This is a genomic window from Sorangiineae bacterium MSr12523 (genome assembly GCA_037157775.1).
Taxonomy (GTDB): domain Bacteria; phylum Myxococcota_A; class Polyangia; order Polyangiales; family Polyangiaceae; genus Pendulispora; species Pendulispora brunnea.
In genome coordinates this window covers 5,222,332-5,240,300 of sequence record CP089982.1, presented here as the reverse complement: position 1 = coordinate 5,240,300, position 17,969 = coordinate 5,222,332, and the positions used below count along the sequence as shown (strand labels likewise).

Genomic DNA, 17,969 nt, shown 5'->3' with positions numbered 1-17,969 from the left:
CAGCCAGCGACGCGATCGATGTTGTGCGGACCGAAACCATTAAAACGCTCCTTGCACACCGAGAGACCGGCTATGAAAATCAACAACGGGCGCGAGGTAACCCGTTTGCGTGGTGGATTTCGCTTTTGGCCAAAGGAGCCACGTCGCGGCACCTGCCGCCAAGAGCGCGCCTCCTCCGATGTAGAATCCGAGGGACATATCGGCTTTTGTGTTCTGAGAGCTGATCGCGTCCGCGAGCTGCGCGCAGGTGTCACTCACAGGGCCGGTTGGCTGAAAGCATTGCGACGGTGTTGCCGATGGAGGAAGCTGAGCGCGCAGGCGCTCCACCTCATTCTTGTCCGATTGCCCGGCCAGCCCGAAGCCGACGCCTCCCGCGATGCCGATCACGCCTGCACCGACCAGCGCGATCGCCACCGTGTTTCGGGTCGTCCAAAAGTGCTCACGCTCGTGTTCAACGGGCGGAGCTGGCGAAAGGGGCTTCGTCACGGGAGCGGGCTGCGCGACCCGCTCGGGCTCGAGAGCGGCTTCGATGCTGACAACTTGACCCTCGGAGGCCTGTTGTTTCGTGCGATATGGCTCCGTGTGCGGAGCCCGGATGATCACCACGTACTGCCCGGGATCGACTTGGAGGCGAAAATCTCCCTCCGCCGATCGAGGAAGGGTGCCCAGGGTGAGATACATTTCGCCCCCGCTGTTCTGCAAGACGCGTTCAACTTCCACCTCGAGCCCCTCGCGCTCGGGTGTCGTCACCTTGATCGAGGGGATTCGAGCGCGCAGCCTCGGCAGCCGCTCCTTCACCGTGTTGAGGACTTCCTTGTTGCGCTCGGCCTGGGCCATCTGCCCCGCTTTCTCGTAGTCGCTTAGGGCTTCGAGGAGGCGGCCAAGGTTGTCTTTGCACACCGCGATGTGGGTGAGGATTCCCGAGGTCAGCTTGATCCCGCCAGCGCGTTCCAGCTTTCCAAGTGCCTCCCGCCATCGTTGCGCGTCTTCATCAGCCATCGCGTCGGAGAAGAGGGTCCGCGCCGTTTGGATATCGGCCTTGGATGGCGTTGACTGAGCAACGGCCGCTCGGGAGCCAGCCAGGACCACCAGGCCGACCAAGATGCATCGCACGTTTCGCAAACTACCATCTCCCTTCCGAGGTTCTTGAGCAACCACCATGGCTGTGGAGCTCCACAATGTCGACCTTCGTCCGCCTCGTGCCCCTATATCGGGCCTACAGCATCCGACGTTGCTTGAATCTTGCTGCCGCGTGGGAGGCAATGCGAACCCGGGACGGGGCGCGCGTTGCACGGACGAAGGCATCGCCTAGGGGTCGAGCCTTGGATGGCCCGCGCGCAGCGCACCCGCCGCGCGCTGAAATGCCTGTCTCGCGGACGAAGCCTTCGGTGGATAACATCGGCGCAGGAGAGACGATCCTAGTTGATAATGACGTTGCCTGTTGACGAGCAAATACCAGGAGTCTGAATATACCAGTTGTAACGGGCGTTTGGATCGCCTCCATTGTAAGGTGGATTGTATGCGGCTGTCGAGCAACCCGCAGGCGGCGCCGGTGTTCCGATCCACGTGTTTCCGGCAATGTAGACGGGGGCGAGCAACTTGGTACCTAGGGAGTCCCGACGGCGGTTATCAATCGCGGTACCTGCGATTGGGATATCAAACGTGTTCTTGCCTGGATCGATCCCGGTGCCCAGGTCGACAGCAGTTGTTCCGTCGAGCTCATTGAGATATAGGTGGGTGTTGCCGCGTAACGTGGTTCCGCGAACCTTCAGAGACCACTTTCCGACGATGAAGATGCCGTAATTGTTCTCAAGCGTGCAATCGGTGACGGTTGCACTCGAACTTCCGCCCTCGAGCGATATTCCGACTGCATTACCATGGATGTTCGAGCCGGTTAGGATGAACTTCGGACTGGTAACCCGAATGCCGGTACCGGCTGGTGGGTATGGAGCATTGTCACGAAAATGGCTGTCGATTTCGGTTTTGCTCACCGTCAGCATGCTGCCAGTCGAAACAATCCCGAAGTCGCCATTGGCAAAGATTCGTCCCCCGCTGACGCTTGCCGTAGCGCTGTCGCGAATCGAGACGCCCGTTGCCGCGTTTCCATGGACATCGACGGTATCGAGTGAAACGTTGGACGAACCGTTAATTTGGATTCCATCCGATCCATTGTCGTGCACGGATACAGCGCTGAGCGTGGCGTTCCCAGTCGTCGCGTAAACGCCGAGGCAGAAGTTTGAGAGTTCGACGGATTCAATCCGCGTGTCGGCCCCCAGGACGAGCCCGACCCGCGCGGTCGGGTCGTTGCACTTGACCTTACCCGTGCCAATAAGCTTGGTGGCGCCCGCGCCTTCGCCCTTTATGGTGACGCCTGCCCGCACATTGGGCTCGAAAGGCGTCGCGAATGCGTCGCCATGCTGCTGGTCGTAGGTGCCATTCTTCAAAAGGATGGTATCGCCGGCTCCAGCCACGGACATGGCGGCGGAGAGCGACCGATAGGGCTTTTCGTCCGTCCCCATCCCCGTCGCATCAAGTCCTGAGGGGGCCGCCGTGATGGGAGTGATTGTGATGCCTTGGGCCAGCGTTCCAGTTCCACGGCCGTTGGTGACGGTGACCGGCTGGAGACCGAGGCGCGCGCCGTGGGGAACGAGAATCCTGAAGGTAAGCGAATTCTCGGTGTTCGCCCGAATGGTCCCTTCGATGTCGCCAACGGTGACGCGGGTAGCCCCTGCAAGGAGGGCGCCTTCGAGGTACACTTCGGTTGCGAAGTTGGTCGGCTCGCCACCAATTCCCTGCCTGATCTGCGGTAAGTCTCGGCCTTCAACTCTAACGGACGAGATGAAGGGTAACGGTGGCCTGATGGTGCCTCCATCCTGCTGGTCACCACCGCTGTTGCCTGAATCTCCGCCACATGCAGTCATGGCAACGAAAGCTGCCATCGAAAGAACGCCTCCCAGAACAGTCCTTCGGGCCAGAGGAAAAGAGCAAAAGGCATTTCTCATCAGCATCAACAAACACGGAGCGATCAACGTCTCACTCCGCGCTCCCAGGTGCGAAAACGGTTTGGACGATCTAAGGTGCACTCAAATTCGTGTAACCGAATCGGGCTGATCGTCATCGCCCGGGTACATTAGCTCTTCGGCCTTCTTGTTTCGATAGTTGCGAGAATTCGATTCGAACGTCGTTGTCCGTCAGACAGCATGGCACAGGGGCCGTGTGAACGTTCGGGGGGACACCGCATTCGGCGGGCGCCAAGAGCCGAAGTCGATCTCGCGTTCGTTCGTCGTCATCCCTTCCATCGGTCGCACACCCACCCACGTTGCGTGAGAAGTCGCGCTCAGCTGGATGGTGGTGATTTGTTGCGCGAGTGCAACAAACCTTCCTCCAACCGCACGGCGCCGACGTCAGGACACGTGTCCGGGGAGGGCTAAACTCCCCTGAAACAGTCCAGTGTGAAATAGCGCGATGTCCGCGAACCACCGACGACACTGGCGCCGAGACCTCACCCCGCGGGTGATCCCGAGGGGTGTCTAAGCGCATCGAGCTCCGCGTTGATCAAGAGGACCGGAGGAAGGCGTCCTTCATCCGGTAGAACCCTGGATGGGAGCGAGTGTGCCATAGCTATTCCGTTGCTTCCGGCGAGCGGCCAATCGGCGAAGGAACCTCGTTTGTAAAATCAAGACGCGACGCGTGTCGCGCGCGGAAGTAGTGAGCGCCACAGCGTCGGGACCCGTGCTCGGGCAAGATCCATCGCGCTGGGTCACCAGCACGCGGGGGCGCCAGGTCTCCCTGACGAGCGGAGTATCGTGCGTTCGCGCGCCGTATGCGTGAATTAGGTCACGTATGGCGTCGGCGCCGAAGTGGCCACCGGTTCGTTCGTCGAGCCGAGTCCCACGATCGATCCTTGAGGCATCCACTGCCGCGGGGCACCCCAAAGAACTGTTGGATGGGCTCGTGGGCACCTGCGCGCGGGCTGTGGGCGGTCCGGCGCGATCCATTCTGGCCAATCGTTGACGAGCATGGTCATCGCCCGCTGTGAAAAGGGCCGATCGAATGGCCCGGTAGGGCTCGCACGATCCAGTGGATGCAACGCAAATCCGTTGGCGGTTGGTACGAGCAAGACCGCGCCGGCTCCCGGACGGGCCCCGGCGATCACGCCCATGCCGACGTATCCATCGTCCCGAAGACGCCTCAGAGCCAAATTCGACGGGCTCCCCGCTGCCGTCGAAGTGCTTGAAAAAAGACCGTCGCAACATCAAAAGGTGGACTCTGCGTCAGCGTTTTGGCTCGTCGTGCTCCTACCGCCGCTGGTGATCTGCGTCGCGTGCAATGCGCCCAAGGCGGTCTTCGTCTCCGCCTCGTCAGCGGCTTTGCATTGATCCGAAGACTTCGATCAAGGGGCGCGCCGCTTTCCCCGCCACCTCCACGGAATGGCCAGCACCTTCGCACGAGGAGCCAGGGAGAAATGTTGGTTGATGGCGGTGCTTGCACGCGCCGCGCCTTTCATTGGCTCGGCAAAGCCGCAACAGCCTGCACTACGCCCTTCGGGCCTTCATTGCCGCGTTCCCCTTTGATCCCGTTCGGCGTGGCGCCGGCACGCTCCAATCCCGGATCACCACCATTCGCTGCTGGCGGCGTCACCGTCATGCGATCAGGGGACGACGTCGGCGATACATCCGATCCGTCGACATTAGGGGGCCTTTCGCTAAGGAAACGCTTTGACGGCCTTCGCTTCTCCGTTCGCCCCGGGCGTTCCGTTGCCCTTGCCCGGGTTACTCGCTGGGTTCGTTGTTTTCGCTGGTTGACCGAAATCGCCACCCGCTCCGCCCCCTCCCTTACTCCCGAGTCTCACGCGATCGACCCGATCGGCTTCAGGAACCACTTGACCGTCGATCATGGGCGCAGCGTTCTGACCACCATACGCAATGCCTATCGACCAGCCACCCGCTCCGCCACCCCCACCACCTCCTGAGCCACCATTGCCACCGTTCGCGCCCGTGCAGCTTTCATTTCCGGAGCCAGTTCCCGCTGTGTTGGACCCAAGTTGGCCGACTTGGCCCACGCCCCCTTTGCCACCGGCCTTCCCATCCCCGGCGTTTCAGCGTGCAGCCCGTCAGCGCTATGGGAGTGTCGAACACAAGAAGCGCAATGCTGGAACCACCGCTCGCACCGCCAAGGCCACCCATTCCGCCGCACCCACCGGATCCACCACCGCCACCGGGCTGGGTGTAACCCGCGCCACCGCCTCCTCCCTGCGCCGTCTTCCCATTTCCACCAACGGCCCCCACCTCCGGCGTCCAGCCGTTAGCTGTCACGTGGCCGGGGACGGGAGCTCCCGTGCCCGGCTCCCCGCCCTCACCGTTGGCCCCTGGGTGTGCTGGGCCCAAGCAACTATCTTGATTGGAATCACCACCGACTCCGTTGGCACCGGCGTTCGGATGCGGTGGCAAAATCGGCTGCCCCGCTCCACCATCTGCCTTTTGCGTCGCACTCCCCTGGCCACCCGCGCCGCCCGTGCTCGACTCGAGTGGTACTGGACAATCGTTGGTGACGGCGGCACCGCCATCCTGCCCATTGATGCCGTTGTCACCGCGATCGGCATAGGGCTCACGCGCACCGGTCAATTTCGCGTCCTTTCCGTTGCCGGCCGTCAGTGTCACACGCCTCAACCTCACTCCTTTGGACTGCCGGATCGACCCCGCGATGCTAGACGCTCCGTCGTTCGCGGCATCCTTCGCGGTGAATGCGATGTCGGCAATCGTGAAGGCATCACCTCCGACAGTGACGTCGTTCGGTATGCCCGGGATTTCCAGGGCGTAGCCGGGATCGTCCGGTTCGACCCGCGTCGTCTCCGTGCCGGTGGCCGCCTGCCAGGTTCCGCAATCGAACCCGCCGTAGATGCTTTGGGCTCTTTGCAGCTTTACGTGCTCTTTGTACGGCGCGCCCACGCAAACGTAGATTCGCGGCTTGAGAGGGCCCTTTTCCTGGGCCCTCGTGATGCTCGCCACGGGGTTCGACTTCGTCCCCGCTCCCCCCGTGTCGCTTCCCGCCGGGGAGACGAACACCGCCACCGAATCGTCCACGCAGGACGGGCTATCCTTCGGATCCTTTGCCGGATCGCAGCCGGTTGGCCAAACGATCGGAGGGCCATCCGGTCCCCCATCGGTCGGAGAAGACGGGGAGTCCTCCGAGCAACTCGCGGGAGCAAGGGCGAGAGCGGCAGTTCCGAAGAGCAAGAGGGCGCCTGCCATCACGCCGCGATTCTCCCCCCTCCACCGCGCTGCACCCGTTAGTTCACGACGGCGAAGACGTTCGCACAGGGCCCGCTTGCGTTCTTCGTTCATGACATCCTCTTCGGCCAGGTCGGCAAAACGTTGTCCGGGCCCTTGCCACGTGGAGCGATCTCAGGGCTTCCGCTTTCCGGTTCGCTCCCGGTGTGCCGTAGCCTCTACCTAGACAGCTCGTCGGGGATGAGCTTTTCGCTGCTACGCGGTAGTCCCACCCGCTTTCCAGTCGACCGCCCGGCAATGCTCTCTCATGGTGCCGCAGGCATCGTGGCGACGGCCTTGACTATGCCGTCGGGACCATCGTTCCCTGGCGCGCCTGCTTTGGCATCAGACGAAACCGGATCCCCACCCGCTCCTGCGACACCATGATTGGGATTGGTCGAGGGGGTTGTCATCCAGCCGGGTTGAGTGTCTACGTCGCCCGAGACGGCCGCGCCATTGATGCTCGGTGCATCGCCTGCGAAGGCAAGGGCGATTGACGATCCGCCGGCTCCCCCATTACCGCCTGCACCCGAGCCACCGTGGCCCCCCCGCGCTCCGGGACAACCGTCGCCAGACCCAGGTGTGCCAAAAGCCCCTCCCGCCTGTGCCTTCTGTCCCTTGCCGCCGTGCGCTCCCTTGCCGCCAGTGCCCGCCGCCAACGTCGAATCAACGACGTTCACCTTTGAGCGAAACGTGAGCAACGCAATGGACGAACCACCGGCCTGTCCGCCACCCCCGCCGCGTCCCCCGCAGCCCCCCGCCCCACCACCTCCGCCCGGCCCGCCCGAGCTCCCGTTCTTGCCTGCGCCTCCTCCCCCGCCCTGACCCGTTAGGCCATCGCCGCCCTTTTGGCCGTTAGGAGGCCGATATCCGGTCGCAGTTACCGTTCCGAGAGGAGGACTGACTTCACTCTTTGTCCCTCCCGCACCGTATGCCCCTAGATGCGCTCCAGTGTCTCCGGCGCCTCCGCAAAAGCCACTTGGGGTGACTCCCTGCCCACCGACACCGTTGTATGCGTCGTTGGGAGAGGACCCCGTGTCCATCTGGCGCTGCCCGGTCCCGCCGTCCCCGCCGCGAGCGTCCGTCGGAGCACCTTTTTCTCCGCCTCCGGCTCCCACGCTCCGATTATTTGGGCCTTCTAGCCCGGAACAGTCGTTCACTTGCTCGCCGCCCGGCGCGCCCCCGTCGGAATCGACCCCCTTTGGAGCTGTGGGCGGATTGTAAGGATCTATCGTGGGCTCCGTTGACGGAACTCCGTCCTTGCCCTTGCCTGCTGTCAACGACACCCGCTTCAACGTCAGTCCCTTTGACTGAGTGATCCAGCCCGCAATGCTCGATTCCCCCGCGTTTACGGCATCCTTCGACGTGAACGCGATGTCGGCAATCGTGAAGGCATCACCTCCTACCGTGGCGTCGTTCGGTACGCCCGGGATTTCCAGGGCGTAGCCGGGATCGTCCGGTTCGACCCGCGTCGTCTCCGTGCCGGTGGCCGCCTGCCAGGTTCCGCAATCGAACCCGCCGTAGATGCTCTGGGCTCTTTGCAGCTTTACGTGCTCCTTGTACGGCGCGCCCACGCAAACGTAGATTCGCGGCTTCAACGGCCCCTTCTCCTGGGCCTTGTTGATGCTCTTCAGGGGACTCGCCTTCGTCCCCGCTCCGTTTTCACTGCCATTGGGAGAGACGAAGACACCCACCGAGTCATCCACGCACGCGAGGCTTTTCGTCGGATCGGCCGACGGATCGCAGCCCGCCGGCCAAGCAACCTGATTGGCGTCCTGCCCGCCGTCCAGTGCACCACCGCAATGGCCGAAGGCGCACTCGCTCGGATTCGTGCATGCGAGAAATGCAAGCCCAGCGGCTCCAAAGACCACGACCGAACCAACCAACCAGCGTTTCATGAGACTCTCCAAGAACAAGAACGAAGGCAGCGACTGCAGGACAGCGAGTTAGAAGCGACCGCTCATGCCGACGCCGGCGGTGTTTGGCGTAAGGATGGGCACGATCTGCGCGCTGCCCGCCTTCTCCGACTTGGGCTTGGGCCACAGGAAGAGCACGCCCACCGCGGCAGCCGCGCTCACGCCGGCGCCGATGTAGAAGACGTTGCGGAGCGTCTTTGCGGAATCCGCATCGTCTTCATGCTTCTTGATATCGTTGCAGCCCTGCGAGGTGCGACCGTTGCAGCCTCCCTCCCGGTTCACGATGGCTTGTGCGTCGTCGCCAGCGCTCTTGACCTTTTGATCGAAGAGGAAGCCGCCGGCGACCCCGCCGAGCGCGATCACCCCCAGCGCCACGGTGGTGCCGACGCAGCCCCCCGAGTGGAAGCAAGGAAGTCCGCCGCTTTCGGGTTTCGGCGGCGGTGGAGCGATCGGCTCGGTCGGGCGCGGAGGAGTTTCCGGTTTTGCGGTCTCCGCCACCGGCTTGTCACTCGCATCGTTGAAATTCACCTCGACGGCGACTGTCTTCGTCGGCACGTCCACCGGCTTCTCGGTGCGCTTCCCGTAAACGTCGACCGCGACCACGTGACGCCCGAGCTCGACCTCGACGAGATCATCCGGCCCATAGCCCGCAGGAAGCTGGAGCCCGTCGACAAGGATGCGTGCCCCTTGCGGGGCCCGGACGATGATCCCTCCCAGCGACTCTCGCGCGGCCTTCAACCATTCCTGATACTTCGCCAGGTTTCCCGGACCATCCATCCACGCCTGGTCCTCGGCAGCCATTTGGTGGGCGTGCCTCGCCGCACTCACCATAGACTTCGGATTGTTGGCGCCCAATTTGATCTCGACCACGACGATGTTTCGCAGGAGCTTCGCCCTCGGACACGCGCCGTAGGCCTGATTGAGCGAAACGAGTGCCGCGTCATAGCGAGGAGGGTTCGCGTTGTAGTGCTTTGACGCCTCGTCGTTGCGCGCGTTCGCGGCCTTGATCTGATTGGCGTCGCAGTCCACCTCCGCTTGCGCGCGAGACGACATGGCGAACGTGGCGGTTGCGAGGGCGAGAGAGAAGTAGAGCGGGCGCATGGCAATCGATGTGGGGTTGGAAGAAAGGCGGGTGGGAGACAGCCCGTCTCGACCCGAGGAGTCGCAGCCTACCGCATTTTGACCATGGCACGCGAGAATGAGCTCGAGCGCGAGCCCCCGACGCCAGGACACCCGTTTTCGACCAGCGCGTCGGCCAACCACCGGGAAGCGTCGGAGCAACATCCTGCGCGATCCCGCCCGTCGAAACGAGCCTGCTAGAGACTTTCGTGACGTTGCGGCAAGGTGAAAGGGTTCGAGCCCGCGGATCCTTCGTGCGTGGTCTAGTCCACTTCTTTTTCCAGCATCAGCGGGTTCCCGCAGAAGGTCCACGAGGGAAAATACGTGGTCCCGACACGTGCGCATACGCGATCATGGAGGGTCCCGTGTTTCACGATGGGGCGCCGTAGCTGATGCACCGACAGGATCGGTAGAAGATGGATCGCTTCTTCCGCACGAGTGACCGCCCCGATGCACGCGACGCGGGCCTCGGAAGCTCCCGTGCACTGGGCCACGGCGATTTCGATCAAGCGATCCACGGCCCGCACGCCGCCGTCCTCGTGTGTGAGCCACATGGCGCTCTCGGCAAATGATTTGGGGTGCGAGCGTGCCTTGCAGGGCGTCAAACCGCCAGACGTTGCGAGGCCCGCCGGCCGAATCGTATGAGCGGTCTCGAGCTCAACAAAGGGCTCGCAATCGAGTTTGGGAATGGTCTCGGACACGCGTTGCGGTGCAGGGGACGCCGGCCGGTAGTCGCAGGTCTCGACGCCCCGGTCGGTGATGACGCACGTGTTGACTTCCACGCCTTGCAGGGCTGCGAGGACGGCGGCGATGGCGCAAGCCTGCTTGTCCTCCGCTTTGCAAGCGACGGTGCAACTATCCAGCGTGCTGCACCGACTCCATTGTACGGCCGCCGCGGTACCCATCGGCGCGGCCGCGGGCGCGCCCTGGCCGCGGCCCATCTGCACGGGAGTTCGAACCGCCGCGGGCGCGCAGCCCTCGAGCGCCAGTGCGACCGCTGCGAGCATGACGGCACGCGGAAGCGGCTTCTCTGGAGCCTGCGTTCGCATCCTCACTGGATGCCTCGCTCGAGCTCGTCCGTCGGACGAGAGGGCTTCCTCGTCGTTCCTTGGCTTGGCCTCGGCGCTTTCGCGCGCGACGCGCCCGGCGCCTGCGACAGGTTCGCGGAACTCCCAGTCGACGGGGATCGGGCCGCGGTGGGGGCCGTCCCCGTCGCGGCAACCGTCGGCCGTGAGGTTGGTGGCGGTGGAGTCGAAACCGTAGGGCTCGGCCTCTCCGGCTCGATCGTTGTCGAAGCCGGTGGCATTCTCGCCGCCTCGGCATTCGGGGCTTCCGCCGGAGGGCCCGAGACGCCAAAAAACTTCGTCACCACGACGATTCCTATCCATGCCACGCCTGCCAAACCCGCGCCCAGGAGAATGAGCAGGCCCTTGGACGGTGCCTTCTGGGGAGGAGGCGGGGGCGGCGCGATCACGGTGGGGTTGCGCGTGCCCGGATCCGTCGGCGCATGGAGCACGACAAGCGGCTGATCTTGCGGCGGCGTGTACCGCGCCACGGCATGCCCCACCGCAACGTGGCCCCTCCCCATGCTCTTTTGAGCTGCACGCGACGGCTCGCGCCCGATGCCTGCGATGAGCTCGGAGGGGTCCGGGGGCGGGGGCGTGAGGTTCGGTGTCACCTCCCGGGGCGGCGGCGCCGAGGTCTTCGCGCGATCGCGGCGGACCGTGGGTTGACTTGGCGCATCGTCCAAGCCCCGTAGGAGATCATCGGGATCGGGCGGTGGCTCGGTTCGATTGTCGATGGGGACGGCCAACGGTGGCTCGCTCGCACGTCGTTTCGCCAACGCTCCCGCGGGTGGAATCGGTGCATCGACATCCGTCTTCCCCGAGCTCTCGGGCCCAGGCTCCGTCGCTTCCGACACGCTTCCCGGTCCGAGCCCCATCTGCGTAGCTCCCGGGATGGTGCTCGGGGGCTCAACCTCCGTCGCATCTGCTCCGCGAGGTGTTGCGGGCATCGAGCGAATCGTCGGAGACGGATCCCCCAAACCCAGCTGCGTCCGATTTGACGTCGGAGGACTAGCGCTGCCAGGGGGGTGTCGTTTGCTCATCAATCAATTTTCAGGGCCGAGAGCGTAGAGGCCGGCGTGATCCTAACCCACACCGTTCGTCGGACGAAAGGGACCGCCGCGCTGGATTTTTGATGAGCGAGTGAACTAAGCCCGGAAGCGCCCTTCCCTGCGGTAGGACCTCGAAACCAACGACCCCACCAGCAGCCGGGCGAGGAACGACTCGATGACGATCACACAACCTCCGACGTGCAGCACGACGTGTGGTCGTTCGAGATGAAGCTCAGCCCCGATTTTTGCAGCCGGGCTGACCATTCGGAGCTGCTAAGCTCCCGCCGACGAATGGGTGATGAATTTGCTGCCGGCCACTTGGTCCCGCGCACCCCGTATCGTGTCGTGAAGCAACTCGGTAAGGGCGCCATGGGCGCGGTGTACGAGGTGCTCGACACCTCGGTGGATGCGCCATACGTGATCAAGACGCTTCTGCCGAGCCTCCTCGAGAACCGCGACATGGTGACGTTGATGGGCCGCGAAGCGCGCACGCTCGCCAACCTCAGTCACGAAAACATCGTACGTGTCTTCACGGCAGGCGTGACCCCCGGCGGTACGCCTTACTTCGTGATGGATCGGCTCACCGGGGCGACGCTTCGAGCATATTTCGGCACGCGGGGATTCGCACCGAGGCCGATCACGACGATCGATCTCGTCATCCAGGTGCTGCGCGGGCTCGAGCACGCTCACGATCGAGGGATCGTTCATCGCGACATCAAACCGGAGAACATTTTTCTTCACCTTCCCGATCTCGGTGCACCGGCGCTCGGCGTCCCTCCGCGCGAGCCACTGGTCAAACTGCTCGATTTCGGGATTCTGAAGCTTCTCGAGGACGGCCCCGAGACACGCCGCTTCATGGGTACCCCCATGTGGGCTTCGCCCGAGCAAATTGTCGGCAAGAACATCGGCCCTCGAAGCGATCTCTATTCCGTCGGGGTGCTGCTCTTCTACATGCTTTCCGCCTCCTTCCCGTTCAAGCACAGGACGTATTCCGAGGCGGTGGCTTGGCTGCAGTCCTACGTCCAGCCCCCGCTAGTCCAGGAATTGATTCCGGACCTGCATCCTGCACTTCGCGATACGATTACGAGCGCGCTTCACCCCGATCCCGAGAAGCGCCCGCGGGACGCGGCGGTGTTCATCGCCCAGCTTCTTCGCGCACGTCGACTTCTCGATGAGAGCAAAGACTGGAACCTTACCGGTGCGACCTACGATCTCGCGGGCGGCGACGTCTATTTGGCCTCCGGCAAGACGTTGGCGCCGTCGCCCACGGTGCACGACCACGCGCTCCAGGCGCTTTCGTACGGCGAAACCGCACCGGCCCCCGTCGCCTTCGCGGCGCCCGCTCCAGCCCCGATTGCCCCGATTGCCGACCCTTCCAAGCCCGCAACCGCTCCAGCCATCCCGAATGCACGCGGTGCCGCCCCCATTTCCGGTTCTGCGGCGGTCATGACCGGCCCTGCAGGCGCCATGACCGGCGGCCCTACAGTTCCTCTTTCCTGGCCCAGTGTTCCGATGACGGCTCCCGCCGCGCAGGTGAACGGCTTCGCCCTATTGCCGCATGCACGCGGGCCGGAGCTTCACCCGCCTCGCCCCGTTTCCGTAAGTTCCCAGCCCCAGCCACATCTTCGGGCGGCCCCCGGCACGGGCACGCTCGCGTCCCCCACCCTTGCATCGGCTTCACCTGTGCGTCCCAATGGCTCGACCGACGAGGTGATGGCGCACCCGCCTGGCCACGTGGAGGTCGCGGTCTCCGCGCATCCTTCGCACAGTGAGATGGCGCGAACCTTCTCTCCGGGCGCAAAGGGGGCGAGTTCGTGGAGCCGGCGTGCCACCCTCGTCATCCTCGTCTTGGGAATCATGCTGACGTTCGTGGCCGGGGTGCTTCTCTTGGTCACGAAGGTCGTCGCGCCGCGGCTTTCGCAACCGGCTGCCACCAATGCGTCTCCGTCGGCTTCCGTGGCTCCTCAGCTCGCGCCCACTGAGAGCGCCCTCGCCACGAGCGCGCCCACGGCGACAGCTTCGACCGAGGCGCCGGCCCCCCTCCCCGTGGCGGAAACGGCGACGAGCGCGCCTACCGCGCAACCTGGCGGTCGCGAAAGCGCTACGGCGGCAAAGCTGTCCGCCGAGACTTCTCGCCGTGAGAAGGTGCGCAAGGATAGCGCTCCCGAGGGACTTCCTGGTTCCGGACTCGAGACGGCGCGCTCGACGAGCACCGGCTCGGCGCCATCAGGGCGTGCCCCTCTCAGTACGGCGGATCAGGCTCGCGCAGTGATGTTGAAGGATCCCATGTCGGCGAGACACATCCTCGAGCCGAGCGTGTTTGGCAGCCATCCAACGCGCGAAGAGATCGAATTGCTCGAGACCATCTGCAAAAACCAGAAGGACAAGGTCTGTGAAACCCGCTGCGAGCGTTTGCTCGAGCCCTTTCTCAAGCGATGATTCCGATGGAGGATGAATTCGTTCCCGGCCACTTGATTCCCGGCACCTCGTACCGGATGGTGCGCGAACTGGGCAAAGGGGCTATGGGGGCCGTTCAGGAGGTCCGCGACATCACGGTGGATGCGCCGTACGTGATGAAAACGCTCCTGCCAAATCTGATCAAGAACCAGAACGCCGTCGCGCTGATGCGGCAGGAAGCCCGCACGCTCGCCAACCTCATTCACGAAAATATCGTCCGCGTCTTCACCGCGGGGGTAACCGCCGGCGGTACGCCTTATTTCATTATGGACCGGCTCACCGGTTCGACCCTTCAGGGGTATCTCTACAAGAGACAAGAGAGTCCCCCGGTTCTCACCGTGATCGATCTCGTTGTCCAAGCGCTTCGCGGGCTCGAGTGCGCCCACGAGCGAGGCATCGTTCATCGGGACATTAAGCCAGAGAACATCTTTCTCCACCTCGCCGATCTTGGCACGGCATCGGGGGGCGTGCTTCCGAACGAGACGCGCGTGAAGCTGCTGGATTTCGGGATCGCGAAGCTGATCGAGGATGGCCAAAATCAGGATCCCCAGGCGAAACGACGGTTCATGGGCACGCCCCTGTGGGCGAGTCCGGAGCAGATCGCCTGCCGCGAGATCGGGCCCAAAACCGACATTTATTCCATCGGGCTGGTCCTGTACTACATGCTGTCCGGCAAGCTGCCGTTCCAGCACAAGTCGATGGCCGAATACCAGGCGTGGGCGAACTCCTTCGCCGATCCTCCTTCCATCGAGCGGCACCGCCCGGACATCCACCCGGCTCTTCGCGATGCCATCATGAGGGCGATCGATCCCGATCCCGAACTTCGACCCCCGAGCGCGTCGGCGCTGGCGGCGGAGCTCGTACGGATCCGTGCGCTCATCGAGAAGGACAAGAACTGGAATCTGACCGGAGCGACCATCGATCTGGCGGTGCGCGACGTCTACGACGCCTCCGGAAAGACGACCGCACCAGTCGGAGACGAATCGCCTCCTCCGCATCTTCCCTCTTCGATCGATTTGGCCCGAGCGCGCATTGGTGCCGCGTCGACGGCCCCAGCTCCCTCTGCGACGAGCGGTGCCGCGCGTCCTCCCCTTTCCATCAGCGATCCAGGGTCTCTCAGATCGGCGGCAGGCCCTTCGGCGACGGTTGAGCAACCGCACGGGATCCCCCGCGCTTCATCGACCGGGCCGTGGCCAGCCCCCCAATTTCAAACCGGCCCAACACCCCAGCCGACGGGCGCCCCGATTCACCCATCGTCGATCTCATCGCACGGTGGGATTGCCCAAAGCGTCGGCGCTGAGCTCCCAGTCCATCGACCCTGGCTCCGATACGCCAAAGCTGGAGCGATGGTGCTGGGCGTTGGCCTCTTCGTCGCCGTCACGAGCATCGTCGTCTACATCAAGCTTATGCCGCCGACTTCGCCGCCGCAGGCGGCCGCGGTAAACGCGCCTTCGGCGCCCTCTTCGATGACGCCGGCATCGAGCACGTCGGCAACGGCCCCGCCCGCGTCCATCGGCGCTGCGCTCGCGGCTCCACCTTCGTCGGGGGCAGCCAGCACCTTCGCTTCCTCCGCCGCTCCTGCTGCCAGCGCGGTCTCTCCCGTCATGACGCCATCGCGTCCCCGCGTACGTCGCGGGGGTGACAGCGCTCCGACAACGGCCTCCTCCGGATCGACCCCCACGCCGGGCACCCCGCCTCCGGCTCCGCGTCCGGTCGAGGGGCCCGGGCCAGCGGCAAACGTGGATCTTTTGGGTAACTCGTGGGAGGTCCCGCGGCGGGACGCGGGGGCGCGGTGATGGGGGCCCAGCGCCATTTTCTCGAGCTATCCGCGATGCTGCCCACGGGACCACGGACGTTTCGCGTGCAGCGAGCCACCCCCTGCGTCATTGGAAACGGCCCATTCCTAGGCGATGACGATATCTGCATCCAGCACGGCTCCGTGGATGCACAGCACGCCTACGTCTTGCGACAAGGCGACGACTATTACGTGCGCGATCTCGAAAGCGGTCGAGGCACACGCCTGGGTGGCCTTTCCCTAGCCCCAGGTGAAGAGCGCCCTCTGCTTCCCGAGTGCGTCATCCACATCGGCGACGTCCAGATCGTGGCGCGGCAACGTGGGCGATCCGCCCTGCAGCACCAACTGGCGCGCGGTGAATATGAGTGGGCGGCTGCGGCCCTCGAGCGAGAGCGGCGCGAACGCGAGCGGCTCCCATTTTCCCTTTTCGTGATCGACGCACCGGCGGTCCTCAATGAAGGCAACCGCGGCTTGCATGCGCAGATCGAACTGCGCCCGCTCCAGCCGCGCAAGCCATACCGCATTGGATCGAACCGCATTTGCCGCATTCACCTCCCGTGCGACGGCGTCGCCGACGAACACGTCGCGGTCGACATCGAGAACGATAGCGTCTGGGTAACCCAGTTGAGTTCGCAGACGTCCCAGCTTGGGCCCCGGGAGCTCCATCCCGGCGATCGCGTGCGTTGGGAGTGGATGGACATGCTCCAAGTCGGCCCCGTCGTCCTGGGGCTCTACGATCCCGTCGCCTTCGGCTTCAGCGAGCTCGAACGATACAAGAGCGCGGCCGAGCGTACCCTTCGCCCAAACCGAAGATCTCGCCCGCCCGAAGACTCCCTCGCCGACATGGTGCGGGACGTGATGGCGACAACGTCGCTCCCAGGGCGCGTGGTGCTCGACCTCTCGCAAAGCGAGGCCTTGGTGTTGCTCGACAGCCTACGCAACTATCGGGACGTCGACGGCGACCAGGACGCAGAGACTCGACTTCTGCATTCGTTGCGCGGGGTACTCGCGAACACGGTTCTTCCGCCGGCAAGGCGCGCGGAGTATCAGGATTTGCTCGCCATCGCCCATGCGCGCGTCGGCAACGCGGGTAGGCCTCTGATGCTGCAAGCTCGCCTCGAGGAAGACGGAACCCCGCTTGCCGTGCCATGACAACAAACGTGCGAATTCACGTACGCGGCCGGCCGTCGAACGAACACCAACGCCTGCGCCGCAACCAGTGGGCGTGCAGAAACAACTGCGCTACGTCTGAGGGAGCACAATGAAACAACGAGAAGGCGGGCCGCCTGGATCGAAGACAGCCGGATTCGAGACAGACGCGAGCTTTCCGTCACGGTTGGGTGAACGGGCGGCAGGCGGCGGCGGCGGCGGTGCCGTCCGAAACGCCAAGACCCCACGCCTTGAAAAGACCAATGTTGACTTCCTCAACGTGGTGAACCGCCCGCTTGAAACCGCGCAAGCCGTGGCTCCGGAGGGTGGGGAGTCACCCGAGGTCGACCAACCCCCAGGGACCCCGACGGACGACGCGGCGCAAGGTCACCGCGGCGAAGAATCAGGTCCTTTCGGCGCAATCGCGTCCGCCTACGTACCGGACGAATCCGGCTTGCAGGAGCGCTACATCAGCGAAGATGCGACGACGGTCCGGCGGGATGTTCCCCGGCGCTCCTCCGAAACCATCGACGAGCTGCTCGAAAATGTCGTCTTTTCGGAACCGCGACGAAGGCCGGAGCGGCGTCGGCGAACGAACGAGGAACCAAGCCGACCGATTATCCCGCCACTGAGCAAGCGTCTCACGGAACAAGGCCCGTCGGCACCCGGACCGGACGTCGCATCGGCGCCTGAAAGGCGCCATGCACGTACGGTTACGGGATCCATTTTGGCCGTTGTTCTTCCGCGACCCGTTAGTTCAACGCTGATCGCGATCGGTCTGCTGGGCGCGCTGGTGGCAGGAGCCTACGTTGTCGCGCGCTCGACGAACGCGCCCCCCAACATCCCTAATGTCGCCGGCGCAAACAGTGCGCCCGTCACAAAGACATCGTCGGTCCCGGCACCGGCGACGTCCACCGACGATGGCGCGACGGGCACCGGGACGCCCGATCCACCGCCGGAGGCCTCGGCGGGCGTGGCCGCGACCTCGATTGCGAGTCGGCCGTCGGCGTCGTCGCGAACGCAGGCGCCGCCTATCGCCGAGACCGCAAAAGCTCCGCCGCGCGTCAAACCGACGAAGGCCCCGCCGAAGGACGGGCTCGATACCGAGCCAATGAGGCCCACGGAGCACACCCGCCCCGCGGCCAGGG

At 64.3% G+C, this 17,969-nt stretch carries 11 protein-coding genes; 3 read left to right on the top strand and 8 right to left on the bottom strand.

Annotated elements, in window-relative coordinates:
• Window positions 1–39 precede the first annotated feature (39 nt).
• From LZC95_20090 to LZC95_20060, 7 genes are all read right to left on the bottom strand, one after another.
• A complete protein-coding gene (locus LZC95_20090) occupies window positions 40–999 on the bottom strand; it encodes a hypothetical protein (protein WXA99109.1) in 960 nt (319 codons plus the stop codon).
• A gap of 419 nt (window positions 1,000–1,418) precedes the next feature.
• Window positions 1,419–2,939 carry a right-handed parallel beta-helix repeat-containing protein gene (locus tag LZC95_20085; GenBank protein WXA99108.1) on the bottom strand — a complete coding sequence of 507 codons (1,521 nt, stop codon included), beginning with the start codon at window positions 2,937–2,939 and terminating at the stop codon, window positions 1,419–1,421.
• Between the two features lie 2,067 nt (window positions 2,940–5,006).
• Window positions 5,007–6,083 carry a hypothetical protein gene (locus LZC95_20080; GenBank protein WXB00376.1) on the bottom strand — a complete coding sequence of 359 codons (1,077 nt, stop codon included), beginning with the start codon at window positions 6,081–6,083 and terminating at the stop codon, window positions 5,007–5,009.
• A 452-nt stretch (window positions 6,084–6,535) separates the two neighbouring features.
• The gene (locus LZC95_20075; GenBank protein ID WXB00375.1) at window positions 6,536–8,167 is read right to left on the bottom strand and encodes a hypothetical protein; all 1,632 of its coding nucleotides are present in this window, start codon (window positions 8,165–8,167) and stop codon (window positions 6,536–6,538) included.
• A 48-nt stretch (window positions 8,168–8,215) separates the two neighbouring features.
• A complete protein-coding gene (locus LZC95_20070; GenBank protein WXA99107.1) occupies window positions 8,216–9,418 on the bottom strand; it encodes a hypothetical protein in 1,203 nt (400 codons plus the stop codon).
• Between the two features lie 149 nt (window positions 9,419–9,567).
• Window positions 9,568–10,359, bottom strand: a complete 792-nt coding sequence (locus LZC95_20065; GenBank protein ID WXA99106.1) for a hypothetical protein — start codon at window positions 10,357–10,359, stop codon at window positions 9,568–9,570.
• Window positions 10,356–11,318, bottom strand: coding sequence for a hypothetical protein (locus tag LZC95_20060; protein WXA99105.1), 963 nt, complete (start codon window positions 11,316–11,318; stop codon window positions 10,356–10,358). The genes LZC95_20065 and LZC95_20060 overlap by 4 nt, the downstream gene beginning before the upstream one ends.
• A gap of 393 nt (window positions 11,319–11,711) precedes the next feature.
• On the opposite strand from LZC95_20060, the gene LZC95_20055 reads away from it, so the two are divergent.
• The 3 genes from LZC95_20055 to LZC95_20045 are packed head-to-tail and all read left to right on the top strand — an operon-like array spanning window position 11,712 to window position 16,824.
• Window positions 11,712–13,859 (top strand): protein kinase, encoded by a 2,148-nt coding sequence (locus LZC95_20055; GenBank protein WXA99104.1) that lies wholly within the window; start codon window positions 11,712–11,714, stop codon window positions 13,857–13,859.
• A complete protein-coding gene (locus LZC95_20050; protein ID WXA99103.1) occupies window positions 13,856–15,673 on the top strand; it encodes a protein kinase in 1,818 nt (605 codons plus the stop codon). The genes LZC95_20055 and LZC95_20050 overlap by 4 nt, the downstream gene beginning before the upstream one ends.
• A complete protein-coding gene (locus tag LZC95_20045) occupies window positions 15,637–16,824 on the top strand; it encodes an FHA domain-containing protein (protein ID WXA99102.1) in 1,188 nt (395 codons plus the stop codon). The genes LZC95_20050 and LZC95_20045 overlap by 37 nt, the downstream gene beginning before the upstream one ends.
• Window positions 16,825–17,625: 801 nt before the next feature.
• Here LZC95_20045 and LZC95_20040 read toward each other — a convergent pair.
• The gene (locus tag LZC95_20040; protein WXA99101.1) at window positions 17,626–17,943 is read right to left on the bottom strand and encodes a hypothetical protein; all 318 of its coding nucleotides are present in this window, start codon (window positions 17,941–17,943) and stop codon (window positions 17,626–17,628) included.
• Between the last annotated feature and the right edge of the window lie 26 nt (window positions 17,944–17,969).